Origin of the sequence: Sphingomonas oryzagri, assembly GCF_029906645.1 — a bacterium.
Classification (GTDB): domain Bacteria; phylum Pseudomonadota; class Alphaproteobacteria; order Sphingomonadales; family Sphingomonadaceae; genus Solisphingomonas; species Solisphingomonas oryzagri.
Window position 1 is genome coordinate 190,139 of the sequence record NZ_JARYGZ010000003.1, and the last position, 24,105, is coordinate 214,243.

The 24,105-nt window shown below is 67.5% G+C and carries 19 protein-coding genes and 1 other RNA gene; 8 read left to right on the forward strand and 12 right to left on the reverse strand.

Annotation, left to right across the window (positions count from 1 at the left end):
- Positions 1-8 precede the first annotated feature (8 nt).
- Both QGN17_RS17955 and QGN17_RS17960 read left to right on the forward strand, forming a co-directional pair.
- Positions 9-1,394: an efflux transporter outer membrane subunit gene (locus tag QGN17_RS17955; protein WP_281045972.1), complete on the forward strand. Its 1,386-nt coding sequence runs from the start codon at positions 9-11 to the stop codon at positions 1,392-1,394.
- Between the two features lie 80 nt (positions 1,395-1,474).
- Complete coding sequence (locus QGN17_RS17960) at positions 1,475-2,200, forward strand: hypothetical protein (RefSeq protein ID WP_281045973.1); 726 nt, start codon at positions 1,475-1,477, stop codon at positions 2,198-2,200.
- A 1-nt stretch (position 2,201) separates the two neighbouring features.
- On the opposite strand, the gene QGN17_RS17965 is transcribed toward QGN17_RS17960, so the two are convergent.
- Both QGN17_RS17965 and QGN17_RS17970 read right to left on the reverse strand, forming a co-directional pair.
- Positions 2,202-3,179 (reverse strand): phosphatase PAP2 family protein, encoded by a 978-nt coding sequence (locus QGN17_RS17965; RefSeq protein WP_281045974.1) that lies wholly within the window; start codon positions 3,177-3,179, stop codon positions 2,202-2,204.
- A gap of 117 nt (positions 3,180-3,296) precedes the next feature.
- On the reverse strand, positions 3,297-5,045 hold the full coding sequence (locus QGN17_RS17970; RefSeq protein WP_281045975.1) for a DUF885 domain-containing protein: 1,749 nt from the start codon (positions 5,043-5,045) through the stop codon (positions 3,297-3,299).
- Positions 5,046-5,149: 104 nt separating this feature from the next.
- Between QGN17_RS17970 and QGN17_RS17975 the strand changes: the two genes are divergently transcribed.
- From QGN17_RS17975 to QGN17_RS17985, 3 genes are read left to right on the forward strand one after another with little or no spacing between them, the layout of a single operon-like run.
- Complete coding sequence (locus tag QGN17_RS17975) at positions 5,150-5,590, forward strand: PaaI family thioesterase (RefSeq protein WP_390902716.1); 441 nt, start codon at positions 5,150-5,152, stop codon at positions 5,588-5,590.
- Positions 5,590-6,000, forward strand: a complete 411-nt coding sequence (locus QGN17_RS17980) for a PaaI family thioesterase (RefSeq protein ID WP_281045976.1) — start codon at positions 5,590-5,592, stop codon at positions 5,998-6,000. Before QGN17_RS17975 ends, QGN17_RS17980 begins: the two co-directional genes overlap by 1 nt.
- A gap of 4 nt (positions 6,001-6,004) precedes the next feature.
- Positions 6,005-6,406: an EVE domain-containing protein gene (locus QGN17_RS17985; RefSeq protein WP_281045977.1), complete on the forward strand. Its 402-nt coding sequence runs from the start codon at positions 6,005-6,007 to the stop codon at positions 6,404-6,406.
- A 6-nt stretch (positions 6,407-6,412) separates the two neighbouring features.
- On the opposite strand, the gene QGN17_RS17990 is transcribed toward QGN17_RS17985, so the two are convergent.
- Positions 6,413-8,845: a glycoside hydrolase family 3 protein gene (locus QGN17_RS17990; RefSeq protein ID WP_281045978.1), complete on the reverse strand. Its 2,433-nt coding sequence runs from the start codon at positions 8,843-8,845 to the stop codon at positions 6,413-6,415.
- Positions 8,846-9,014: 169 nt separating this feature from the next.
- Here QGN17_RS17990 and glk point away from each other — a divergent pair, with 169 nt between their 5' ends.
- Together glk and QGN17_RS18000 are read left to right on the forward strand one after the other, a co-directional pair.
- The gene (glk, locus tag QGN17_RS17995; RefSeq protein ID WP_281045979.1) at positions 9,015-9,995 is read left to right on the forward strand and encodes a glucokinase; all 981 of its coding nucleotides are present in this window, start codon (positions 9,015-9,017) and stop codon (positions 9,993-9,995) included.
- 60 nt (positions 9,996-10,055) lie between these two features.
- Entirely contained in the window at positions 10,056-11,318 is a 1,263-nt protein-coding gene (locus QGN17_RS18000) for a multidrug effflux MFS transporter (protein ID WP_281045980.1), read from the forward strand.
- 17 nt (positions 11,319-11,335) lie between these two features.
- Here the strand turns inward: QGN17_RS18000 and QGN17_RS18005 are convergent, their stop codons facing one another.
- The 6 genes from QGN17_RS18005 to QGN17_RS18030 form a co-directional block, all read right to left on the reverse strand.
- Positions 11,336-12,628 carry a dihydrolipoamide acetyltransferase family protein gene (locus QGN17_RS18005; RefSeq protein ID WP_281045981.1) on the reverse strand — a complete coding sequence of 431 codons (1,293 nt, stop codon included), beginning with the start codon at positions 12,626-12,628 and terminating at the stop codon, positions 11,336-11,338.
- A 4-nt stretch (positions 12,629-12,632) separates the two neighbouring features.
- Positions 12,633-13,637, reverse strand: a complete 1,005-nt coding sequence (locus tag QGN17_RS18010) for an alpha-ketoacid dehydrogenase subunit beta (protein ID WP_281045982.1) — start codon at positions 13,635-13,637, stop codon at positions 12,633-12,635.
- A gap of 5 nt (positions 13,638-13,642) precedes the next feature.
- Positions 13,643-14,914, reverse strand: a complete 1,272-nt coding sequence (locus tag QGN17_RS18015) for a 3-methyl-2-oxobutanoate dehydrogenase (2-methylpropanoyl-transferring) subunit alpha (RefSeq protein WP_281045983.1) — start codon at positions 14,912-14,914, stop codon at positions 13,643-13,645.
- Between the two features lie 121 nt (positions 14,915-15,035).
- The gene (locus tag QGN17_RS18020; RefSeq protein ID WP_281045984.1) at positions 15,036-16,577 is read right to left on the reverse strand and encodes an efflux transporter outer membrane subunit; all 1,542 of its coding nucleotides are present in this window, start codon (positions 16,575-16,577) and stop codon (positions 15,036-15,038) included.
- 1 nt (position 16,578) lies between these two features.
- Entirely contained in the window at positions 16,579-19,770 is a 3,192-nt protein-coding gene (locus tag QGN17_RS18025) for an efflux RND transporter permease subunit (protein WP_281045985.1), read from the reverse strand.
- 14 nt (positions 19,771-19,784) lie between these two features.
- Positions 19,785-20,978: an efflux RND transporter periplasmic adaptor subunit gene (locus QGN17_RS18030; protein WP_281045986.1), complete on the reverse strand. Its 1,194-nt coding sequence runs from the start codon at positions 20,976-20,978 to the stop codon at positions 19,785-19,787.
- Positions 20,979-21,165: 187 nt separating this feature from the next.
- Here QGN17_RS18030 and eda point away from each other — a divergent pair, with 187 nt between their 5' ends.
- Positions 21,166-21,780: a bifunctional 4-hydroxy-2-oxoglutarate aldolase/2-dehydro-3-deoxy-phosphogluconate aldolase gene (gene eda / locus QGN17_RS18035; protein ID WP_281045987.1), complete on the forward strand. Its 615-nt coding sequence runs from the start codon at positions 21,166-21,168 to the stop codon at positions 21,778-21,780.
- Here eda and QGN17_RS18040 read toward each other — a convergent pair.
- The 3 genes from QGN17_RS18040 to ssrA form a co-directional block, all read right to left on the reverse strand.
- Complete coding sequence (locus QGN17_RS18040; RefSeq protein ID WP_281045988.1) at positions 21,777-23,198, reverse strand: amino acid permease; 1,422 nt, start codon at positions 23,196-23,198, stop codon at positions 21,777-21,779. The genes eda and QGN17_RS18040 overlap by 4 nt on opposite strands.
- A 170-nt stretch (positions 23,199-23,368) precedes the next feature.
- Positions 23,369-23,656, reverse strand: a complete 288-nt coding sequence (locus tag QGN17_RS18045) for a hypothetical protein (protein WP_281045989.1) — start codon at positions 23,654-23,656, stop codon at positions 23,369-23,371.
- A 103-nt stretch (positions 23,657-23,759) separates the two neighbouring features.
- Positions 23,760-24,104, reverse strand: a transfer-messenger RNA (tmRNA) gene (ssrA, locus tag QGN17_RS18050).
- Position 24,105 lies beyond the last annotated feature (1 nt).

Below are 24,105 nucleotides of genomic sequence, written 5' to 3' on the forward strand. Positions count from 1 at the left end.
CCGCATCGATGGCGATCGCGTCGCTGCTCGCGGGCTGCACGGTCGGCCCGAACTATCATGTGCCGGACAAGGCGATGGCGAAGTCGCCGTCGGCCAACCGGCCCTTCATCAGCGGGCAGGAGGCGGCGTTCGATCAGGCGCCGCTGCCCGATCACTGGTGGCGCCTCTACAACGATTCCCGGCTCGACGGCTACGTGCAGGAGGCGCTGGCCGCCAATACCGATTTGCGCGCGGCCGACGCCAACCTGCGCCGCGCGAGCGAGGTGGTGCGCGAGGTCGAGGCGGGCCGGACTGTCCAGACCAAGCTGGAGGCGGCGGCGTTCGGTGCGGATGTCGGCGGCTATACGCTGACGGTGCCGCTCGATCTCTCCTACAGCGCGGTCGCCTCGGCCTCGATCGAATATCCGCTCGATCTGGCGGGCGGCATCAGGCGCGGCATCGAGGCGGCGAAGGACAATCGCGAGGCTGTCGAGGCGGCGCGCGACCAGGTGCGCGTGACGATCGCGGCGGCGGTGACGCGCAACTATGCGGATGTCTGCTCGGCCAACCTCACGCTGGCGGCGACGCGGCACGTGCTCGACATCCAGACGCAGACGCTCAGCTCGATCACCCGGCTGTTCAAGGGCGGGCGCGGCACCGCATTCGACGTGACGCGCGCGCGCACCGCCGCCGACAAGAGCGCCGCCGCCATCCCCGAGATCGAGGCGGCCCGGCAGGCCTCGCTCTACGAACTGGGCGCACTGATGGGCCGCGCGCCGGCCGATTATCCCAAGGAGCTGGAAAGCTGCATCGTGCCGCCCAAGCTCGGCCAGCCGCTGCCGATCGGCGACGGCACTGCGCTGATCCGCCGCCGGCCGGACATCCGCGCCTCGGAACGCCAGCTCGCCGCCGCCACCGCCGGCATCGGCGTGCAGATGTCGAAGCTGTATCCGCAGGTGGCGCTCGCCGGATCGGCCGGTCTCGCCAATTCGCTGTCCAATTTCTTCACCGGGCCGAGCTTCGGCGGTTATGCCGGGCCGCTGATCAGCTGGGCCTTTCCTAACCGCAAGCTGATCCACGCCCAGATCGCGGAGGCCGGCGCCACGGCGGACGCGGCGTCTGCCAAATTCGACGGCACCGTGATCGAGGCGCTGCGCCAGACGGAGACCGCGCTCGACGCCTATGCCCGCGAGATCCAGCATGACGAGGCGCTGGACCAGGCGCGCAATGATGCCGAGAAATCGACCGAGCAGGCAAACAAGCTGTTCCGCTACGGCCGTACCGACGTGCTCAACGTGCTGACCGCGCAGGCCAATCTGGCCGAGGCCGAGGCCGCGCTCGCCCAATCGCGCGCGACGCTGATCGACCGGCAGGTCAACGTGTTCCTCGCGCTTGGCGGCGGCTGGGAGGAGTGAACCGCTCGGTTAGACCAATAGCTGATCCCTTTTGGTGAAATCTCGTTAGTATTAAGGGATTAGTCCGATCGGATATGGATATGGCATCGGCCCCCCTGCAGAGCCGCTGGAGTCGGCTGCGCCCCTGGCTGCTCGGCGCCGTGCTCGTCGGCGCGCTGGTTCGGCTACCGTTCGTGCCCGCGACCCGGCATGAGCCGGGTTGTACCCGATATATTCCGGTGTCGGGCGAACCCACGCTGATTGCGCACGCGGCAGGTGGGCTGCCCGGCCGCACCTATGCCAACAGCATCGCGGCGCTCGACCTGTCCTACAGCCACGGGCTGCGGACGTTCGAGATGGATTTTCACGAGCTGCCTTTCGGTATCGTCCGCGCCGGCCACGATTATTACGACCTGATGGATCCGCGTGGCGCAATGCTGTCGGATGTCGTCACCTGGCTGCGCGCGCACAAGGATGCGCGGCTCATCACCGACTTCAAGACGAACAATGTCAGCGGGCTGCGCCGGGTGATGGAAATGGCGCCCGATCTGCGCGATCGGATCGATCCCTTCATCTACGGCGCCGACGAATATCAGCCGGTGCTGGCAATGGGGTTCAGGCGGCCGATCTTCGCCATCTACCAGACGCATGACCGCGACTGGCTCGATTTCGTGAACAGCCACCCGGTTTATGCCGTCGCGGTGACGCAGGATTACGAGCCGGTACTGGGGCGGATCCACCGCCCGGTGATCCTCCACACCATGGATACGCCGATCTACCCGCAGAACGTGTTGGCGGTGATCACCAATTGCCTGACGCCGGGGTGAGCTAGGCGGCCAGCGGCTCGGGCGACGCCGGTAGCGCGCTCGGCTCCGGCCCGGTGCTCCCCTCGACGGTCGACCGGTCGGCCCGATAGGCCATGTAGATCGCTCCGCGAGCCAGCGCGATGCCCACCGGCAGATCGATCAGATAGTGCCACCGGCTGGCGATCGCCGTGACGATGATATAGCCGAAGATCGGAATGTAGGTCGGCAATAGCGGCCGGCCGTGCCGCCAGGCGAACCACAGGAAGAGATAGGAAAAACCGGCGTGGAGCGAGGGCATCGCGCCCAGCCCGGCGAACAGGTTGAGCGATCCGTTGTCCGCCAGCCATTGTGGCCCCGCCGCCACCGACATCTGCCGGAGCGCCAGCATCTCGTGCTGTGCGGCGGTGATCGAGGCACTCGTCCCTGCTTCGTAGACGAAGGGGCCGACAGCAGGCAGCAGCAGATAGCCGATGGCGCCCAGTCCCTGCAGGAAGATGACCGAAAGGAACAGCTTGCGGAACGTGTCCGGCGTGCGGATCGCGTGATAGCCGAAGCTCAGGTAGAACATGACCATGAACGACCAGAGGTAGATTCCCTTCCAGTAATGGAGGATCGGCCGCAGGGCGACGCGCAGAGCCATGCACAGATCGACGACCGGTCGCGCCATCTCGTCGATTTGCCAGAAGAAGGCGTCGTAGCTGGTCGTCCGGATGAACGGCACCCAGAGCTTCAGGTTGAAATGCACGATGCCGATCGCCGCATAGCAGAGCAACGCGATCAGCGGCCGCCACGGCGATGTCGAGCGATTGGCCATGACCGCGCAGGCCAGCCACACCCCGATGCCCAGCAGCGGCAGCGTCAGCTGGATGCCCATCATCTGGGCGCCCTGCCCGGACGGAAGCCGGATGGGCAGTCCGTAGCACAGCGACAAGGCGCACATGAGCAGCGCCATGCCGGCCGTGAAGGTCACCTCGATCGGGACGGGGATGTGCTTGGTCATGGCGCTTTAAGACCAAAATACAATTGAGAGAGTCTTAAAGCGAAAATCCAGCTGCAGTAGAGGCTTCAAATGTTGCAGTCTGTTGCAGCCTTGATTGCGACTATAAGGGGGTGGCGATCATTCCTCGTCGGGATACGGCCCCTTGCCGCCCTCCGCGATGAATTGGTCGGTGCGGGCATCGACCACGCTCATCGGCACTGACCCGAGCTGCAGGATCGCATCGTGGAAGGCGCGGATGTTGAACTTCGGCCCCAGTGCCTTCTCGGCCCGCGCGCGGTCGTCGCGGATGGTCTTCTCGCCCAGATAATAGCTCAGCGCCTGGCCGGGCCAGGAGATGTAGCGATCCACCTCGGTTTCGATGTCGTGATCGGCGAGCGCGGTGTTGTCGTGGAGGTATTTCTGCGCCTGTTCGCGCGTCCAGCCGAGATGATGGACGCCGGTATCCACCACCAGTCGCGCCGCGCGCCACATCTGGAAGCTCAGCATTCCGAACTTCTCGTAGGGCGTCTGGTACATGCCCATCTCGTCGCCCAGCCGCTCGCAATAGAGCGCCCAGCCCTCGCCATAGGCCGAGATATAGCCTTCGGAACGGTAGCGCGGCTGGTCCTTGTTCTCCATCGCCAGCGGGATCTGGAAAGCGTGGCCCGGCGCGCTCTCGTGCAGGGTGAGGGCGGTCAGCTGGTAGAGCGGGCGGCTCGGCAGATCGTAGGTGTTGACGAGGTAGACGCCCGGCCCGCCACGACCGGACGTGTAGGTCGGCGCGATGCTCGGCGGCACCGGCACGATCGCGAAGCGCGCGCGCGGCAGGTGGCCGAACCAGGTCGAGGCCTTGCCGTCGAACATCTTGGCGGCCCAGGCGGCGCGATCGAGCAGGGCCTGCGGGGTCTTGGCGTAGAATTGCGGATCGGTGCGGAGGAACTGGAGGAAGGCCGGGAAATCGCCCTTGAAGCCGGTCTGCTTCATCACCTCCAGCATTTCGGCGTGGATCGAGGCGACCTGTTGCAAGCCGTAGGCGTGGATCTGGTCCGGCGTCATGTCGAGCGTGGTGAATTCGCGGATCTTGGACGCGTAATAGGCCTCGCCGTCGGGCAGCTTCTCGGCCGCCAGCACCGGGTTGGCATGGGGGAAGTAATCGGCCTTCCAATAGCCGAGCAGCTTGGCGTAGGCCGGCACCACCTTCGCCATGATCACCGAACGAGCCTGTTTGCGAAGCTCCTCCGCCCGCGCGGCAGTAATGGTGTTCGGCATCTCCTTGAACGGCGCCCACCAGCCGGTCTCTTCGGCGGTTTTCGCGTCCGCCACCGCCGCGATCGATCCGTCGCGGCCTTCCAGTGTCGCCTTGGGGGCAGTGAAGCCGCGTGCTTCGCCCGCCTTCATGTTGGCGATCTGCTGGTCGATATAGCGCGGCATTTCAGAAAGCCGGCTGATGTAGTTGAGATACTCCTGCTCGCTGCGCAGCGGCTTGGGATCGACGTCGACCTGCCAGAAGGGCGAGTCCGAATTGACCGGCTTCTCCCATTCGCGGAAATGCTGCTCGGCGGCGAGCGCCTCGATCTGGCCGCGATAGACGGCGTAGTTGATGCGGTTCTCCGGCGTCAGCGCCGATTGCGGGATGGCATCGAGTTGCTTGAGCGTGTCGTTCCACCGGGCGGCGCGCGCCGCCTGCGCCTGCGGAGAGACGTCTGGCAGGTGCGGCGGCATGATCGCCGCCGGGCCGCGCTCGGTCGGCTGGCCGCTGTCGGCGAGCCGCCAGAGATATTCGTCGTTGGAGAGCGTGAGGAAGCGCGCGTTCCAGTCGCCGTGCGATGCCTGGGGTGTGGGAGCCGCCGCGATCAGCAGTGGCAGCAGGAACACGGAACGACGCATCGGCAAACTCCCCGTCTGGAACGGGGCGACCTTGCCCCGCGTCTCACGCCATCGCAACCGCCGGCGACATTGCGGCCCGCGCGGGCGGCGGCTATCGCGATGGCATGGCAGGAAACACGCCCAGCACCTTCGATCCCGTCGCCGCCACGCGCATGGTCACCTCGCTCGGCCACAATGCCGCGATCGGCGCGCGTTATGTCGCGCACGGGGCCGACTGGATGGAACTGGCGATCGACTATCGCGAGGATCTGGTTGGCGACACGACCACGGGTGTGCTCGCCTCCGGCCCGATCATCACGCTGATGGACATGGCGACGAGCATGGCGATCTGGGTCCGGCGCGGCGCGCTCGCCCCGCAGGCGACGCTGGACCTGCGCGTCGATTACCTGCGCGCCGCGACGCCGGGCCGCAGCGTGGTGGGGCGCGGCGAATGTTACCGGCTGACCCGCCGCGTCGCCTTCGTGCGCGGCATGGCGCATGACGGCGATCCGGACGATCCGATCGCGCACGTGGCCGGCACCTTCATGATGACGGACGCGGCGTGATGGCGGGAGTGCCCAAGCTGCCGCCCTACGCGCGCTTCCTCGGCATTTCGGCGGAGGCGGGGGAGGACGGCCCGCTGTTCCGGCTGCCCTTCGCCGTGTCCGTGATGGGGCGCCCGCATTTTCTGCACGGCGGCGCGATCGCCGGCCTGCTGGAGATCGCAGCGCTCGGCACGGTGCTCGAGAGGCTGCGCGACGAGCCGGGCGTCAGTATCAAGCCGATCAACGTCACCGTCGATTACATGCGCGGCGGCCGCGAGCGCGAGACCTTCGCGGCGGCGACCATCCTGCGGCTCGGCACCCGCATCGCCAATGTCGAAGCCTTCGCCTGGCAGGAGGATCGCGACAAGCTGATCGCGTCCGCGCGCATGACCCTGATGGTGCGCCGGCCCAAGGCTACGGGAGAGGGATAAGCACATGGCCTATTGGGTGCTGCGGTCCGAGCCGGACGCGTATTCATGGGACGATCTGGTCCGCGACGGCGCGACCGAGTGGAACGGCGTGCGCAACTATACCGCGCGCAATTTCCTGAAGGAGATGGCGGTCGGCGACGAGGCGCTGTTCTACCATTCCAACACCGAGAAGGCGGCAGTCGGCATCATGGCGGTGACGCGCACCTGGCAGCCCGACGGCGACGACGGCAAGTGGGCGAGCGTCGCGGTGAAGCCGGTGCGCCCGCTGGCGCATCCGGTGACGCTCGCTGCGATCAAGGCCGAGCCGAAGTTTGCCGAGCTGATGATGCTCAAGCAGTCGCGCCTGTCCGTCTCGAAGGTGGAGCCGGACGAATGGGCGCTGCTGCTCAAGATGGCGGAAGGCTGATCCCGGTCACGATGCCGGGCAAGCCGATCCCGCCGGGTCGGCGTCCAGCTTGATCCCGACGATCGAGACGGTGAAGCCCGTGCCCGCGCCCAGCACGAACGGCTGTGATACCTTCGCCACGTCGGCGCCCGCCTTGCGGAAGCAGTCGAGCGGCACCTTGGCACTGGTCCATGTTCCGGGCGTCGCGGCGGCAAACAGGCTGGTGGCGTCGATCGCGCCCGTGTCACCCACGCCGAGCATCACCTTGCCCGCCGGCTTCGTATCGACGCGATAGTCGATGCGCAGGCTCATCTGCGCGTTGGTCTGGCGGGAGAGGTCGACGGTCGGGCCGGAGACGCGGACATGGCCGGCACCGGTGAAGGCATATTGGCGCGCCGCTTCCTGCCGCCCGGCGCCATCGACATTCTTCTCGGTCACCGCGCCGTCGGCGGCGAGCCTCCACGGCGGGGCCACCTTGCCCGGTGTGAAGTAGGTCGCGATGTTGGCGAGCGAGGCGTCGATGCCCGGTACTTCACTCAGATGCGGCACCGTGACGTGGCTCGCATAGGTGAGGCCGTAGCCGTAGGCGAACAGCGGATCGTAGCCCGGCTGGCCGACATTGTTGGCGAACTGCCCCGCATTCTTCGGCCAGCTGAAGCTGAGTTTGCCCCGGAAATCGCGGTTCGGCGTGCCGTCCTTCTTCGCGACCAGCACGTCGGCCACGCCTTCGCCCTCGCTGCCGGGCAGGAAGGCGGCGACGAACGCGTCGGACTGGTTGAGCTCCGGATTCACCCAGAGCGGGCGGCCCGACAGGAACACGGAGACGACGGGGATGCCCTGCGCCTTCAACGCCTTCAGCTGCGTCAGCGCCTGCTTATCGCCGGGCTGGAATTCCAGCGTCGATATGTCGCCGACCATCTCGGCATAGGGCTGCTCGCCGAACACCACGACCGCGACATCGGGCTTCGGCCCGTGCACACGGCCGTCGGTGCTGAGCGTCGCGGTGCCGCCCGCCGCCTCGATCGCGGACTTGAGGCCGCCCCAGATCGTCGTCGCGCCGGGGAAGTCCGCATTGGTGTTGCCGGTGCCCTGCCACGAGAGCGTCCAGCCGCCCGATTGCAGGCCGACATCGTCGGCGTGGCTGCCGGTGACGAGCACGTTCTGGCCCGGCCTGATCGGGAGCAGAGCGCCATTGTTCTTGAGCAGCACGAGCGACTCCGCGACCGCAGCCCTCGCCACCGCACGATGCTCCGGCGCGCCCAGTTCGGCCTTGTGCTCGTAGGGCCGCGCCGGATCGAACAGGCCGAGCTTCGCCTTCACACGCAGGATGCGGCGCACCGCATCGTCCACGCGGGCCATCGGGATCTTGCCCTCCTGCACCTCGCGCAGCGTGTTGTCGAACAGCGCCTTCCAGTCGTTGGGCACCATCGCCATGTCGAGGCCCGCGTTGAAAGTCGCGGCGCAGTCGCCGGGCGTGCAGCCGGGCACCTGACCGTGCGCGTTCCAGTCGCCGACGACGAAGCCCTGAAAGCCCAGTCGGCCCTTGAGCACGTCGGTCAGCAGGCTCTTGTTGCCGTGGTTCTTCACCCCGTTCCACGAGGAGAAGCTGGCCATCACCGTCATCGCACCGGCATCGATGCCGGAGATGTAGCCGGGGGCGTGCGTTTCGATCAGCGTCTGCTCGTCGATCTCCGCATCACCCTGGTCGATGCCGTCATGGGTGCCGCCGTCGGCGAGGAAATGCTTGATCGATGCGGCGACCTGGCCGTTCTGGATCCGCGTCGTGCCCGGCGCGCCCTGCAGCCCGCGCACCATCGCGGCGGCGTAGAGCTTCGTGATGTCGGGTCGCTCCGAATAGCCTTCGTAGGTGCGGCCCCAGCGATCGTCCTGCGGCACCGTGACGGTCGGCCCGAACGCCCAGTCGAAGCCGGAGGCGGCGCTCTCCGCCGCCGTCACCGCGCCGATCTTCTCCATCAGCGCCGGATCGCGCATCGCGCCGAGGCCGATATTGTGCGGGAAGACGGTCGCGCCCATCACGTTGGAATTGCCGTGCACCGAATCCATGCCGAAGATCGTCGGGATCGGCACATGGCCCGGCCGCTTCTCGATCGAAACCTGGCGGAAGGCCTCGGCCGTCCTGATCCAGTCGCCCACCGGCCCGCGGTCATTGCCCGAAAGCGGCGGGGAATTGCCGCCACCCAGCACCGAACCCAGCGGATAGTCGCGCAATTCCTCCGGCTTGATCGAGGAGATGTCGCCCTGGATCATCTGGCCGACCTTCTCGCGCAGCGTCATCCGCTTCATCAACTGCGTGACGAACGCCTCGGTCTTCGGATCGACCAGCCCGACGCTGTGCGCCTTCGGCCAGAGCGCCGGATGGGCGGTGGCGGCCGGCGGCGTCTGCGCGATCGCCGACGTGCTCGCGAGCAGGCCAAGCCCGACGGCCAGCATGATGCGCATGTCTCTCTCCCCTGGCGACGGCTCGGGTGGCGGTCGCTTCACGTCCTGTCTGGCTGACATCGTTGACAATGACAAGCGCTGTCATCATGCGGATAACAATGCTAACAGCCCCGCGGGAACGGTTGCCGTCGCTGCGACATTCGACGCAGGCCGGATTTGGAGAGGCTGAATGACTGAACTCGTCGCCGTCGACATTGGCGGGACCAACGCGCGCTTCACGATCGCGACGGTGAAGGACAATGGCGCGATCGAGCTGGGCGAGGTCGTCACGCTCCCCACCCATGCCTATGCCAGCCTGCGCAGCGCGTGGGAGGCGTTCGCCGAAAAGCTCGGCCGTCCGCTGCCAAAGGACGGCGCGATTTCCTTCGCCGGCCCGGTGGACGGTGCGGTGCTCAAGCTCACCAACAGCCCCTGGGTGTTGCGGCCCGCTCTGATCCCGTCGATGCTGGGGCTCGACCGCTACGAGCTGGTCAACGATTTCGGCGCGGTCGCCTATGCGGTCAGCCGGGTCGGCCCCGAATATCTCCAGCATATCTGCGGGCCGGACGAGCCGCTGGGCAAGGAGGGCGCGATCAGCATTGTCGGCCCCGGCACCGGCCTGGGCGTGGCGCAGCTCCATCGCGGCCATCGCGGCCACATCACCGTGATCACCACCGAGGGCGGGCATATCGACTTCGCCCCGCTCGACAAACTGGAGGACCAGATCCTCCAGCGCCTGCGTACCCGCTATCGCCGCGTGTCGGTGGAGCGGATCGTCGCCGGCCCCGGCCTCGTCAATCTGTACGAGGCGCTGGCCGCGATCGAGGGCCGCAATGTCGCGCCGGACATCGACGACAAGGAATTGTGGAAGCTGGCGCTGTCCGGCGACGACGTGCTCGCCTCGGCGGCGCTCGATCGCTTCTGCCTGTCGCTGGGATCGGTGGCGGGCGACCTCGCGCTGGCCCACGGCGCGTGGAACGGGACGGTGATCGCCGGCGGCGTCGGTGTACGGATCGCCGATCACCTGCCAATCTCCGGCTTTTCCGGCCGCTACACCGCCAAGGGCCGGTTCGAGGCGCGGATGGCGCAGATTCCGGTGAAGCTTATCACGCACCCGCAGCCCGGCCTGCTGGGGGCGGCGACCGCCTTCGCGGAGAAGCATTGCCGCTAATCCCTTCGCAGGTGCAGCATAGGGGTTGCGCCGCCAAGCCATGGGCGTAAGGAACGCGGCATGACGGCCGCCACCCCCGACGCGCGCATGGCACCCCATATCGCGATGCCCGGTCCCCATGCAGGGATGAGCTTCCGCGAGTTCGTCGCGCTGATCGCGGCGATGATGGCGGTGGTTGGCCTCGCCATCGATACGATGCTGCCGGCGCTGCCCGCGATCGGATCGTCGCTGGGCGTGGAAGACGAGAATCGGCGGCAGCTGATCATCACGACTTTCCTGCTCGGCTTCGGCGTGGCGCAGCTCGTCTACGGGCCGGTTTCGGACCGGTTCGGTCGCAAGCCGATGCTGATCGCAGGCGCCGCCGGCTATGCGTTGACCAGCTTCTTCGCCGCCGTCGCCCCCAGTTTCGAGCTGCTGCTCGTGGCGCGGCTGCTGCAGGGCATCGCGGTGGCGGCTGTGCGTGTCGTCAATGTGTCGGTGGTCCGCGATTGCTATGGCGGCCGGCAGATGGCGCGGGTGATGAGCCTGGCCTTCATGGTCTTCCTCGCCGTGCCGGTGCTGGCGCCGTCGATCGGGCAGGTGCTGATGTGGTTCCTGCCGTGGCGGGGCCTGTTCGGGGCGCTCACCGTCTATGCGGTGTTGCTGCTCGGCTGGATCGCGTGGCGTCTGCCGGAAACGCTGCATCCCGAATATCGCCGGCCGATCGATCCGGTCTCGGTGTCCCGCGCGATCGCTCGCTCGCTGACGGCGCGGCAGGCGGTGGGCTACATGCTGGCGCAGACGGTGCTGAGCGGCGCGCTATACGGCTTCATCAATTCGGTGGAGCAGATCTTCGCCGACAGCTTCCATGCGCCGAAGATGATGCCTGCGGTGTTCGCCGGGATCGCGGGGATGATGGCGGTGGCCTCGCTGGTGAACTCGCGCGTGGTCGAGCGGCTGGGTACGCGGCGCGTGTCGCACAGCGCCTTGCTCTGCTTCGTGGCGGCCGAATTGGTGCATCTGGCGATCGCGGCGACGGGGCACGAGACGATCGCGACCTTCGCGGTCTGCCAGGGCATCGCGATGTTCGGGTTCGGCCTCTCCATGTCCAACTTCGGCGCGATGGCGATGGAGCCGCTGGCCGACGTGGCGGGCACGGCCGCGTCGGTGCAGGGTTTCGTGACGGTCGTCGCCGGGTCGCTGATCGGCTACTGGATCGGCCAGCATTTCGACGGCACGACGCTGCCGCTGACCATCGGCTTCGCGCTGGCCGGCGTGTCGGCGCTCGGCATCATCCTGGTCACCGAGGGCGGACGCCTGTTCCGCCCTCGCATGGGGGCCTGAGGCCCCGTCCTCTCAAATCAGTCCGCGAACAGCAGCGCCGGCACCTCGATCAGCCGGCGGATCGCCTGGATGAATTTCGCCGCATCCATCCCGTCGACCACGCGATGGTCGAAGGAGGAGGAGAGGTTCATCATCTTGCGCACCTCGATGCGGCCGTCGATCACCACCGGCCGCTCGACCATCTTGTTGACGCCGACGATCGCCACTTCCGGCCGGTTGATCACCGGGGTGGAAACGATGCCGCCGAGCGCGCCCAACGAAGTGAGCGTGATGGTGGAGCCGGACAGTTCCTCGCGCTTCGCCTTGCCGCGCCGGGTGGCGTCGGCGAGGCGGACGATCTCACCCGCCAAGCCCCACACGTCGTAGGTCTGCGCGTCGCGGATGACGGGGACGGAGAGGCCCGCATCGGTCTGCGTCGCCATGCCGAGATGGACGGCGGAGTGGCGCTGCACCACACCGGCCTCGTCGTCGAAGCGGGCGTTGACCATCGGGAAGTCCCGCGCGGCCTTGGTGATCGCACGGATCAGGAAGGGTAGCATGGTGAGCTTGGGCCGCTCGCCGCGCGTCTCGTTCATCGCGGCGCGGAGCGCCTCGACGGCGGTGACGTCCACCTCGTCGACATAGGCGAAGTGCGGGATGCGGCGCTTCGCCTCGGCCATGTTCTCGGCGATGCGGCGGCGCAGGCCGGTGACCTTGATCTCCTCGATCTCGTCCTCACCGGCGGCGATCGGCGCGGCCGCATAAGAGCGAGCCGGGGCCGAGCCGCCACCCTGATATTTCAGGAAGGCATCGAGATCGGAATGCTTCACCCGGTCGCCGGCGGCGGGGTGGACCTGCGCAAGATCGACGCCCAGCTCCTTGGCGCGCTGGCGCACGGCGGGGGAGGCGAGGACTTTGCGACCTTCTTCTCCCCTCCCTGAAAGGGAGGGGCTGGGGGTGGGTTCGCTCGGGGCGGGCGCGGCAGTTCCTTGCGAGTAACCCACCCCCGACCCCTCCCTTTCAGGGAGGGGAGAGGGTTGCGCCGCCGGCTCTTCTTTCGCGGCCGGAGCAGGCGCGGCCTCTTCGCCGCCCTCGGTCTCGAACACCACAAGCGTCGATCCAATCGCGATCTGGTCGCCGACCGCGCCGGCCACCTCGATCACCTTGCCCGAAACCGGCGCCGCCATCTCGACGGTCGCCTTGTCGGTCATCATGTCGGCGACCGGCTGGTCCTCCTCGACATGATCGCCGACCTTCACATGCCAGGTCACGATCTCGGCCTCGGCGATGCCTTCGCCGATATCGGGGAGGCGGAAGTTTACGCGCGCCATGCGATCAATCCTTCATCACGCGCTTGAGCGCCTGGCCCAAGCGGACGGGTCCGGGGAAATAGGCCCATTCGAGGCTGTGCGGGTAGGGCGTGTCCCACCCGGTGACGCGCTCGATCGGGGCCTCGAGATGGTGGAAGCAGCGCTCCTGCACCTGCGCCGAAAGCTCCGCGCCGAAGCCCGAGGTGCGCGTCGCCTCGTGGACGATCACGCAGCGGCCGGTTTTTTCGACCGAGGCGGCGATCGTCTCGATGTCGAGCGGCACCAGCGTGCGCAGATCGATGATCTCGGCATCCACGCCGCTCTCCTGCGCCACGCCCAGCGCGACGTGGACCATCGTGCCGTAGCAGAGCACCGTCACCGCTTCGCCGGCGCGCACCACGGCGGCCTTGCCGAGCGGCACGTTGTAATAGCCCTCCGGCACCTCGGACGAGTCATGCTTGGACCAGGGTTGGACCGGGCGATCGTAATGGCCGTCGAACGGGCCGTTGTAGATGCGCTTGGGCTCGAAGAAGAGCACCGGGTCCGGATCCTCGATCGCGGCGATGAGGAGACCCTTGGCGTCATAGGGGTTGGACGGGATCACCGTCTTGAGGCCCGAGACGTGGGTGAAGATGCCCTCGGGCGACTGCGAGTGGGTCTGGCCGCCGAAGATGCCGCCGCCGAAGGGCGAGCGCACCGTGATCGGGCAGGTGAAGTCGCCCGCCGAGCGATAGCGCAGCCGCGCCGCTTCCGAGATCAGCTGGTCCATGCCAGGATAGATGTAGTCGGCGAACTGGATCTCGGGCACCGGGCGCAGGCCGTAGGCGGCCATGCCAATCGACACGCCGATGATGCCGCACTCGTTGATCGGCGCGTCGAAAACGCGGTTCTTGCCGTATTTCTTCTGCAGACCGGCAGTGGCGCGGAACACGCCGCCGAAATAGCCGACATCCTCGCCCAGCACGGTGACGCCGTCGTCGCGCTCCATGCAGACGTCCATGGCGGAATTGATCGCCTGGATCATGTTCATCCGCGTCATACGCCGGCGACCCTCCGCTCTTCGAGGCTCTGTCCCATTTGTTCCCTGAGGTGCGGCGGCATTTCGGCGAACACGTCCTCGAAGCTGGTCTCGAAGCCGTGGTTGAAGGCGGTGCCGGACAGGGTGCCGAGCTTCTCGGCCTCCTTGCCCGCATCGCGGACCTGCGCGGTCACTTCGGCCTGAAGCGCCTCGTGGCTGGCATCGTCCCACTCGCCGATCCTGATGAGATGCTGCTTCAGCCGCTCGATCGGATCGCCGAGGGGGAAGTGCAGGCCCTCGTCGGCCGGACGGTAGGCGCTGGGATCGTCCGAGGTCGAGTGGGCTTCCACCCGATAGGTGAAATGCTCGATCAGGGTCGGGCCGTGGTTGGAGCGGGCGCGCTCGGCGGCCCACTCGGTCGCGGCATAGACGGCGAGCGCGTCGTTGCCGTCCACGCGCAGCGCCGCGATGCCGTAGCCGAGGCCGCGCGCCGCGAACGTCGTCGATTCGCCGCCCGCGAAGCCCGCGAAGGAGGAGATCGCCCACTGGTTGTTGACGATGTTCAGCACCACCGGCGCGCGGAACACGGATGCGAAGGTGCAGGCGGCGTGGAAGTCGCCCTCCGCCGTGGTGCCCTCTCCGACCCAGCTCGCCGCGATGCGGGTGTCGCCCTTGGCGGCCGACGCCATCGCCCAGCCCACCGCCTGCGGATATTGCGTGCCGAGATTGCCCGAGATCGAGAAGAAGCCGGCTTCCTTCGACGAATACATGATCGGCAGCTGGCGGCCCTTCAGCCGGTCGCCCGCGTTGGAATAGATCTGGCACATCATGTCGATGAGCGGCCAGTCGCGCGCGATCAGCAGACCCTGCTGGCGGTAGGAGGGGAAGCACATGTCGTCGCGATCGAGCGCCATGGCCTGCGATACGGCGATCGCCTCCTCGCCGGTGCACTTCATGTAGAAGCTCGTCTTGCCCTGGCGCTGGGCGCGGAACATGCGGTCGTCGAACGCGCAGGTCAGCATCATGGCGCGCAGGATGGCGCGGATGCGGTCCGGCTCGAGTCGCGGGTTCCACTCGCCGACGGCCTGGCCGTCCGGATCGAGCACGCGGATCAGGGTGAAGGGATAGTCCCGCAGCGTCGCCGGATCGGCGGCGATATCGGGTCGCGCGACACTGCCGGCCGCCGGAAACTCCATATCGTCGAACGACACCGTATCGCCGGGCCGATATTTCGGCTCGGGCACGTGCAGCGAGAGCGACCGCAGGTTGCGGCCCGGCTCGTCGGCCATTCTGATCCTCCTCACGGGTGCCCCGCGCGTCACCAACGACGCGCAGACCCGATCGGCTCCCTAGCGCCGGGCAGGAGCGAGGAAAAGAGGCCTATGAAATAATGTTATGTTGCAGCGCAGCTTAATTGCTCTTCTGTGAAACAGGCACAGCGAAGCTGCCGCGCTGCACAGAGGGGTTGCCGGACACCGCGCCGGGCGCCGCATTGGCGATCGGCGGGGCATTCTCCCAGCCGCCGCCCAGCGCCTTGAACAGCGAAACCTGCGCGTCGGCAACCGCCTGATCCGACTGGGCGAGCGCCGAACGCGCCGAAGCGCGATCCTGTTCGGAGACCAGCAGGTTGAGGAAATTGTCGCGGCCCGAATCGAAGCGGATGCGCGAAAGCTTGGCGGCATCGTCGGCGGCATCCGCCGCACGGCCGAGTGCCGCATTCTGATCGAGCGCCGCGGCATAGCGGGCGAGCGCGCTCTCGGTCTCCTTGAGCGCCGTCAGGACCGTGCCCTGAAAGGTGGCGAGCGAGGCGTCGGTGCCGGCCCTGGCCTGCTTGATCTGCGCCTTGGCCGCCAGAATGTTCGGGAAGTTCCACTGGATCAGCGGGCCGACCGAGAAGCCGAACGACTTGGCCGTACCAAGCTGGCTGCCCTTGGTCCCGGTGGAGTTCACCGAACCCAGCAGGCTGACACTCGGAAACAGAGCGGCGGTGGCGACGCCGATCCGCGCGGTGTCGGCGGCGAGCGTCCGCTCGGCGGCGCGCACGTCCGGACGGCGGGCGAGCAGTGTGGCGCCGTCGCCGACCGGGATCACCGTCTTCACCTTGGGCACGATGTGGCAGGCCTGCGCCTCGCCGTCGATCTCGGCGGGCGGGCGGCCGGTCAGCGCGGCGAGCGCGTAGAGCTGGGCGCGCCGCTCGGCTTCGAGCTGGGGCACCTGCGCATTGGCTTGCTCGACCGTCACCGCCGCCTGATCGACATCGCGGCGGGTGCCGCGCCCGGCATCGAGCAGCCGCTGGGTGAGCTTCAGCGTGTCGCCCTGCAGCCGCGCCGTGTCGCGCGCGACATCGGCCTGCGCCGCATAGCCGCAGGCGTCGGCATAGGCTTGCGCCACCGACGCGGCGATCGTGATCCGCGCCGCGTCGAGCTGGGCGCGGGCCGCCTGCTCGTCGCCCTTCGCCGCCTCGATCGAACGGCGGACGCGGCCGAAGATGTCGACCTCGTAGCTGGCGTCGAACCCGGCCTGGAAGAGGTTGTAGTCGAAGCCGTCGACCCCGGCCGGGATCGCGCCCGCCGCGCCGGGTTGCGCGCCGAGGCTGTCGACGCCGGTGCGGTTGCGCGAATACTGGCCCGAGACGGTGGTGGTGGGGAACAGGCCCGCCCGCTGCTGCAGCAGCACGCCGCGCGCCTGGCGCAGATTGGCATCTGCGACGCGGATGTCGGTGTTGTAGGCGAAGGCGTCCTGAATCAGGCGATCGAGCGCCGGATCCTGGAACATCTCCCACCATTTGTCCGGCAGAGGCTGGCCGGACAGCATGGTGGATGCCTGCCCCTCGACGAAGGGCTGCTTCGCATCCGGCTGGACGACCGGCGGCTTGTAGTTCGGTCCCACGGCGCAGGCGGCGAGCGCCAGCGCGGGCAGGGTGGCCAGCGGGCCACGAAGGCGGCGGATCATCTCAATAGCCTCCCTCGGCGACAGTCTCGCCGGGTTTCCTGCGGCGCCAGCCCCGCACCTTGTCCTGCACCTTCTCGCCGAGCATCTTGGTGATCACGTAGAAGCTGGGCGTGAACATCAGGCCGAAGAAGGTCACGCCGATCATTCCGAAGAACACCGCCACGCCGAGCGCCTTGCGCATCTCGGAGCCGGGGCCGTTGGAGATCACCAGCGGCAGCACGCCGAGGATGAACGCGATCGAGGTCATCAGGATCGGGCGCAGGCGCTGGTGGGCGGCGCGTTCGGCCGCTTCCCGGTGGCTGAGGCCGTCATCCTCGCCCTGGCGGGCGAACTCGACGATCAGGATGGCGTTCTTCGCGGCGAGGCCGACCAGCACGACGAGACCGATCTGGGTCAGGATGTTGTTGTCCATCCTCATCAGCCCCACGCCGACGATCGCGGCGAGCAGGCACATCGGCACGATCAGGATCACCGCCAGCGGCAGGATCACGCTCTCATACTGCGCGGCGAGCAGCAGGAAGACGAACAGCACGGCCAGACCGAACACGTAGATGCCGGTATTGCCCGCCTGCTCCTGCTGATAGGCGAGGTCGGTCCACTCGAAGGTCATGCCCTTGGGCAGCACCTGCTGGGCGAGGCCCGCCATCGTCTTGAGCGACTGGCCCGACGAGAAGCCGTGCGCGGTATCGCCCTGCAGTTCCGCGGACGGATACAGGTTGTAGCGGACCACGCGCCACGGGCCGGCGTCATTCTCCATCTTCAGCACGGCCGCCAGCGGCACGGTGCCGCCACCGGTCGCCCGCGTCCGCAGCCGCTCGATGTCCGAGCTTTGCTGGCGGAAGCTGGCGTCCGCCTGCGCGGTGACGCGCCAGGTGCGGCCGAGATAGTTGAAGTCGTTGATGTAGGTGGAGCCCAGATAGGTGCCGAGCGTCGAGAAGATATTCTCCACCGGCACGCCGATCTGCTCGGCCTTCTCGCGATCGATGTCGGCGAACAGGCGCGGCGTCTTGGTGTTGAAGGTGGTGAAGGCGGCCTGGATGCCCTTGGCCTTGTTCGCCCCCATCATCATGCCGAACGCGGCCTTTTCGAGCGCCTGATAGCCGGCACCGCTGCGGTCCTCGATCTCCATCTTCCAGCCGCCGCCGGTGCCGATGCCCGAAACCGGGGGCGGCGGGATCAGGAGGATGTTGCCTGCCGTCACCTGGGCGAGCGACTTGCGCAGCTCGGCGGTCACCTGATCGATGTCGGCGCGCGAGCCCTTGGCCTTGAGCGGCGTGAACACCACGGCGGCGTTGGGCGCGGTCGTGAAGGTCGCGCCGTCGAAGCCGGTGAAGGCGACGGTGCCTTCGAGCGCCGGATTCTTGAGCACGATGCTCTGCACCTGCTGGACGACCTGGTCGGTCCGTTCGAGCGAGGTGCCCGGCGGCATCTGGACGACGCCGATCAGATAGCCCTGATCCTGCGCGGGGATGAAGCCGGTCGGGGTCGCGCCGAAGCGCCACACCGCAAGACCGATCAGGCAGACATAGGCGATGCCGACCAGTACGAGCCGGCGGACCAGCTTGCCGGTCAGGCGGCCGTAACGCTCCGACATCGAATCGAACACGCGGTTGAACCCGTTGGCGAAGCGCGCCGGATAGCCGCGCACACCCGTCGGCACGCGCTGTTCGTGGCCATGCTCGTGCGGTTTGAGCAGCAATGCGGCGAGGCTCGGCGACAGCGTCAGCGACACGAAGGCCGAGATCGCGGTGGCCGACACGATGGTGAGCGCGAACTGCTGGTAGAACTGGCCCGAAATGCCGGGGATGAACGCGGTCGGCACGAACACGCCGCACAGCACCAGGGCGATCGCGATCAGCGCGCCGGAGACCTCGTCCATCGTCTTGTGCGCGGCCTCGCGCGGGGTGAGGCCTTCCTCCGCCATCAGGCGCTCGATATTCTCGATCACGACGATGGCGTCGTCGACGACGATGCCGATCGCCAGCACCAGCCCGAACAACGACAGGTTGTTGAGGCTGAACCCGAACGCCTCGAGCACCGCGAACGCACCGATCAGCGAGATCGGGATCGCGATCAGCGGCACGATCGCGGCGCGCCAGCTCTGCAGGAAGAGCAACACCACGATCGAGACGAGGATCAGCGCGATATAGAGCGTGTGCTGCACCTCCTCGATCGAGGCCGAGATATAGTCGGTCGGGTGGTAGGCGATCTTGTAGGCCATGCCCGGCGGGAAGCTCTTGGCCGAGTCCGCGAGCGCGGCCTTCACCGCATCGGCGGTGGCGAGCGCGTTGGAGCCGGGCAACTGCTGCACGCCGAGCAATGTGGCATGCTGGCCGCTGTAATAGCCGTTGGTGGTGTAGTCCTGCGCACCCAGCTCGATCCGCGCGACGTCGCGCAGGCGGGTCAGGCTGCCGTCGGTGCCGCGCTTCAGGATGATGTCGCCGAACTGCTCGGGCGTGGTCAGGCGGCCGAGCGCCTGCACGCCGAGCTGGAAGGCGCCGCCATTCTTGCCGAAGGGCGGGGCGCCGACCGAACCGGCCGCGACCTGTGCGTTCTGCGCCTGGATCGCTGCGACGATCTCGTCGACCGTCAGATCGCGCGACTGGGCCAGATCCGGATCGATCCAGATACGCATCGCATAGTCGCGCGCGCCGATCTCCAGCGTGTTGCCGACGCCCTGGATGCGCTTGATCCGGTCGGTCACCTGCAGGGTGACGTAGTTGGAGATATATTGCTCCGACAGCGAATGGTCGGGCGAATAGAAGGCCACCGCCATCAGGAAGTCGGGCGAATTCTTGCGCACCGTCACGCCGATATTGCGCACTTCCTGCGGCAGGCGCGGCTCGGCCTCCGACACGCGGTTCTGCACCAGAACCTGCGCCTGATCGGGATCGACGCCCTGCTTGAAGCTGATCGTGAGCGTCATCGTGCCGTCGCCGACCGATGAGGAGGACATGTAGATCATGCCCTCGACGCCGTTGACCTGCTGCTCGATCGGCACCGCGACGGTGTCAGCCAGCGTCTCGGCGGTGGCGCCGGGATAGGTCGCCGTCACCACCACGGTCGGTGGCGCGATCTGCGGATATTGCGAGACCGGCAGCTGCGGATAGGAGATGGCGCCGACGATCACGATCAGGATCGACAGCACCGCCGCGAAGATCGGCCGTTCGATGAAGAAATGCGGGAAGCGCATGGACGCGTCCTAAATCAGCCCGCCGTGGTGGCGGTGGAGGCCTGCGGCACGGTGACGGCCGGGGTGGAAGGCGAGGTATCGGGCGCGCGCGGCTTGATCACCGTGCGCTTCGCGTCCACCGCCATGCCGGGCTGGAGAGCGGCGATGCCGTCCAGCACGACGAGGTCCGTGGGCGCGAGGCCGTCGCGGATCGCGCGCAGGCCCTGCACCTCCGGCCCGGTCTCGACGGTGCGTTGCACCACCTTCCCGTCCCGTCCGACGACAAAGACCAGCTTGCGGGACTGGTCGGCGGTGATCACCTCGTCGGGCACCAGCATCGCCTGATAATGGCCCGAGCCGAGCAGGCGGGCGCGGCCGAACATGCCGGGCGTCAGGAAATGCTTGGGATTGGCGACCACGGCATGGGCGCGGATCGTGCCGGTGTTGGGATCGAGCGCGTTGTCGACGAACTCCATCCGGCCGTGCCAGTTATAGCCCGTCTCGTCGGACAGCTGGATCTGCACCGGATTGGCGGCCGACCGCGACGATCCGCGCTGCCCCTGCTGCGCTTCGCGCAGATATTTCAGGTAGAAGCTCTCGGCACCATCGAACGAGAACCAGATCGGATCGAGCGAAACGACCGTGGTCAGCAGCGTCTGGTTGGCGATCACCTGGTCGCCCAGCGATACGCGCTTGTCCGACACGCGGCCCGAAACCGGCGCGCGCACCGTGGTGAAGCTGAGGTTCAGGCGGGCATTGTCGGCGGCGGCGATGGCGGCCTGCAGGCTCGCCTGCGCGGTGCGGACCTGCGCCTGGTTGTTCTCCAGCTCTTCCTTGCTGACCGCCTGCACCTTGACCAGTTCGGCCGAGCGGGCAGCGACGGACCTGGCGTTGGTGAGCGTCGCGCGCGCCGAGGCGACCTGCGCCTCCGCCTGCTCCAGCGAGGCGCGGAACGGGCGCGGATCGATCACGAACAGCGGCTGGCCGGCGCGGACATCCTGCCCGTTGCGGAACAGGATCTGCGTCACCACGCCGGTGACGCGGGCGGACATGTTGACGCTCTGCGGAGCCTCGAACTTGCCGACATATTCGTCCCAGTCGACCACATCGCGGACGAGCGGCTGGGCGACGGAGACGTGCGGAGTCGGCGGCCCCGGCGGCGCCTGGTTCCCCTTGGAACAGGCGGCGAGCAGCGCGAACGTAGCGATGGTAGCGACGGTGCGGGTCATGGAGCCCCTTTCTATTGCGGCGCAGCAATAGTCCCTGTCCAACCGAAGGCAAGCTATTTTTTACCGAGCGGTACGTTTTGCCTCCGTTCCCTCCGGATATAGGGCCGGCCTATTCCTTTGGCTAGCCTGCCCCCTTTCGCGGAACGGATGACAGCGCTAGACGGCGGAAATCCGAAGGAGACGAACGATGGCCGATGTCGATGCCCTGATGCGCAAGGCGCCGGTAATTCCGGTACTGGTGATCGATCGGCTGGAGGATGCGGTGCCGATCGCCGAATCGCTCGTCGCTGGCGGCCTGCCGCTGCTGGAGGTGACGCTGCGCACGCCGGTCGCGCTCGATGCGATCCGCGAAATGGCCAAGGTTCCGGGCGCGGTGGTGGGTGCTGGCACGGTGCTCAACGAGCGCCAGCTTCACGATGCGCAGGCGGCGGGCGCGACGTTCATCGTCTCGCCGGGCCTGACTGCGCCGCTGGTGAAGGCGGCGGCGGCCGCGGACATCGATTTCCTCCCCGGCGTCGCCAATCCGGCCGACATCATGACGGGCCTCGATCTCGGCCTGACGCGCTTCAAGTTCTTCCCCGCCGAGGCGGTGGGCGGCCTGAAGGCGCTCAAGGCCTATGCGTCCGTGTTCCGCGACGTGCGCTTCTGCCCGACCGGCGGCATCACCGTCGAGACCGCGCCGCAGTGGCTGGCGGAACCGGCCGTGTTGTGCGTCGGCGGTTCGTGGCTCGTGCCGTCCGGCGCGATCGACGAGGCGGCGATCCGCCAGCGCGCGGAAGCGGCGGCGGCGCTGCGGGGCTAGGCTACCGCGCTCCGCCGGCGCGCATAGGCGAAGTAGACGACCAGCCCGATCGCGTTCCACGCGAAGAAGCGTAGCTGCGTGCCCACCGGCAGCGTCGCGAACAGGCCGAGGCAGCCGATCACGCCGATCGCTGCCACCAGCGGCGCGGCGGGCACGCGGAAGGCGCGTACCCGGCCCGGATCCCGCCTGCGCAGCACCACCAGCGATACGCATACGGCGACGAACGCGCAGAGCGTGCCGGCGTTCGCCAGCGCGGCGATCTCGGCCAGCGGCAGGAAGGCGGCGATCGCCGCCACGATGATCGCGGTGCCGATCGTCACCGCCACCGGCACGCCGCTCTTCGGGTGAACGCGGCCGAGGCCAGGGGGCAGCAGGCGGTCGCGCGCCATCACGAAGAAGATGCGCGTCTGGCCGAACAGGAAGGCGAGGATCACCGTCGGCAGCGCGATGATCGCGACCGCGCCGAAGATCTTGGCGGCGGTCGTGCTGCCGAACGATCGGAGGATCAGCGCCAGCGGCTCGGCCGATTGCGCGAAGCTCGCCACCGGCGCCGCGCCGATCGCGGTGGCGGCGATGACCATGTAGATCACCACGCACGCCGCCATCGATCCGACGATGCCGATCGTCATGTCGCGGCCGGGATTCTTGGCCTCTTCCGCAGCCGTGGAGACGGCATCGAAGCCGTAGAAGGCGAAGAAGATGATCGAGGCCGCCGGCAGCACGCCGAGCTTGATCAGCGTGTCCGGATGGAGCGGGTCCGGCCCGGAATGGGGCAGCACGCCGTTGGGGAAGAAGGGGTGGAAGTTGGCCGCGTCGAAATGCGGCAGCGCCACCGCGACGAACATCGCCAGCGCCGCGATCTTGAGCGCCACGAGGATCGCGTTGAGCGTCGCCGATTCGCGCGTGCCGACCAGCAGCAGACCCGCCACCACCGCGATGATCGCGACCGCCGGCAGGTTGATGACGCCGCCCAGCTCCGGCCCGTTGGCCAGCTGCTTGGGGATGGTCCAGCCGATGCCGTCCATGAAGCCGGTGAAATATCCCGACCAGCCGACCGCCACCGTCGAGCAGACCACCGAATATTCGAGGATCAGGCTCCAGCCGACGATCCACGCGATCGTCTCGCCCACCGCGACGTAGGAATAGGTGTAGGCCGATCCCGATTGCGGGATCATCGTCGCGAGCTCGGCATAAGCGAGCGCGGCGGCGGCGCAGACGAGGCCTGCGATCAGGAAGGACAGGATCACGCCCGGCCCGGCGAGGCCCGCGCCGGTGCCGATCAGCGTCAGGATGCCGGTGCCGACGATCGCGCCGACGCCGAGCGCGACCAGATGCGGCCAGCCGAGCGTGCGATGCAGCTTGTGCGCGGCGTCGGCGGGCGGCGCCTCGATGGGCTTCAGAGGACCGAACAGGCTCATGCGCGGCTCACGGCCGGCGCGTGAAATTGACAAGTCTGACACGTATCATCGCCGAAGCGGAACGGACTGGCGCGATGGTCGCAAATGTTACGGATCGTCATGCGGCGACCGTGACAGACGAAATCCTACATTGGAAGAGCCTGATGCGGTCACGCACCCGCGGTGCCCTGTTATTGCGGCGCGGGCTGGCCCGAAGGGGGAGTGGGTCCGCTGCTCGGCGACCTGCCTTCCAGTCCCTTCTCGCGATCCTTGCCTTCCTCGCGATAGGCATCGGCCTGGTCGTGATAGATGTCCCTGGCGGTCTTGGTGGGTTGCTGCTCGGCCTGCCGGTCGATCTGCGCGGCCTTGTTGTCATAGGCCTGGCGCACGGCATCGCCCTGCGTCTTCTCCTGGCAGGCGGCGAGCAGGGGCAGCGCCAACAGGGGCGGGGCGAGCAGGCTGAGCACGAACAGGCGCATGGCGATCCTCCCAATCGCGCAAACAAGCGAGCGGGACGGTCCTATGGTTCCGAAATACGGGAGAAGTGGGGAGCTTCTGTTGCTCGGTGCTCCCCGTACCGCCGGTATCCGATTCTGTTGCCCGGTTCGGCCCGAACCGCGCTCTGGTTGAAGTAACTTATCCGTTAGGACTCGTTACGCGGCCAGGGCGAGCGCCTCGTTGTCGTTGGCACTTGTGGTTTTGATCGGTTTTACGGCTCAATCAGGCCGGGCAAAAATAGCAAGCTCGTACACACGTCGATCCTAGTTCGGCCCCATCAGAAGCCCGGTCTTGCGTCCGGGTTGTGGTGGAGCCGCCGGGTACCGCCCCCGGGTCCGCTGCGCCTCACTCATTATCATTTATCACCATAGCCGGCCCCGAAAGGACGGCAGGACCGATATAGGGGGAGAGCGTTGAGGCCGCAACCTGT

Excerpts from the sequence above, each read along its gene's own strand:
- QGN17_RS18025 (WP_281045985.1), bottom strand. The coding sequence starts at position 19,770 with ATGCGCTTCCCGCATTTCTTCATCGAACGGCCGATCTTCGCGGCGGTG.
- QGN17_RS17965 (WP_281045974.1), bottom strand. The coding sequence starts at position 3,179 with ATGACCAAGCACATCCCCGTCCCGATCGAGGTGACCTTCACGGCCGGC.
- glk (WP_281045979.1), top strand. The coding sequence starts at position 9,015 with ATGACTGAACTCGTCGCCGTCGACATTGGCGGGACCAACGCGCGCTTC.
- eda (WP_281045987.1), top strand. The coding sequence starts at position 21,166 with ATGGCCGATGTCGATGCCCTGATGCGCAAGGCGCCGGTAATTCCGGTA.
- QGN17_RS18015 (WP_281045983.1), bottom strand. The coding sequence starts at position 14,914 with ATGGCCGACGAGCCGGGCCGCAACCTGCGGTCGCTCTCGCTGCACGTG.
- QGN17_RS18020 (WP_281045984.1), bottom strand. The coding sequence starts at position 16,577 with ATGATCCGCCGCCTTCGTGGCCCGCTGGCCACCCTGCCCGCGCTGGCG.
- QGN17_RS17975 (WP_390902716.1), top strand. The coding sequence starts at position 5,150 with ATGGCAGGAAACACGCCCAGCACCTTCGATCCCGTCGCCGCCACGCGC.
- QGN17_RS18030 (WP_281045986.1), bottom strand. The coding sequence starts at position 20,978 with ATGACCCGCACCGTCGCTACCATCGCTACGTTCGCGCTGCTCGCCGCC.
- QGN17_RS18045 (WP_281045989.1), bottom strand. The coding sequence starts at position 23,656 with ATGCGCCTGTTCGTGCTCAGCCTGCTCGCCCCGCCCCTGTTGGCGCTG.
- QGN17_RS17985 (WP_281045977.1), top strand. The coding sequence starts at position 6,005 with ATGGCCTATTGGGTGCTGCGGTCCGAGCCGGACGCGTATTCATGGGAC.
- QGN17_RS18005 (WP_281045981.1), bottom strand. The coding sequence starts at position 12,628 with ATGGCGCGCGTAAACTTCCGCCTCCCCGATATCGGCGAAGGCATCGCC.
- QGN17_RS18010 (WP_281045982.1), bottom strand. The coding sequence starts at position 13,637 with ATGAACATGATCCAGGCGATCAATTCCGCCATGGACGTCTGCATGGAG.
- QGN17_RS18000 (WP_281045980.1), top strand. The coding sequence starts at position 10,056 with ATGACGGCCGCCACCCCCGACGCGCGCATGGCACCCCATATCGCGATG.
- QGN17_RS17955 (WP_281045972.1), top strand. The coding sequence starts at position 9 with ATGGCGATCGCGTCGCTGCTCGCGGGCTGCACGGTCGGCCCGAACTAT.
- QGN17_RS17970 (WP_281045975.1), bottom strand. The coding sequence starts at position 5,045 with ATGCGTCGTTCCGTGTTCCTGCTGCCACTGCTGATCGCGGCGGCTCCC.
- QGN17_RS18040 (WP_281045988.1), bottom strand. The coding sequence starts at position 23,198 with ATGAGCCTGTTCGGTCCTCTGAAGCCCATCGAGGCGCCGCCCGCCGAC.
- QGN17_RS17980 (WP_281045976.1), top strand. The coding sequence starts at position 5,590 with ATGGCGGGAGTGCCCAAGCTGCCGCCCTACGCGCGCTTCCTCGGCATT.
- QGN17_RS17990 (WP_281045978.1), bottom strand. The coding sequence starts at position 8,845 with ATGCGCATCATGCTGGCCGTCGGGCTTGGCCTGCTCGCGAGCACGTCG.
- QGN17_RS17960 (WP_281045973.1), top strand. The coding sequence starts at position 1,475 with ATGGCATCGGCCCCCCTGCAGAGCCGCTGGAGTCGGCTGCGCCCCTGG.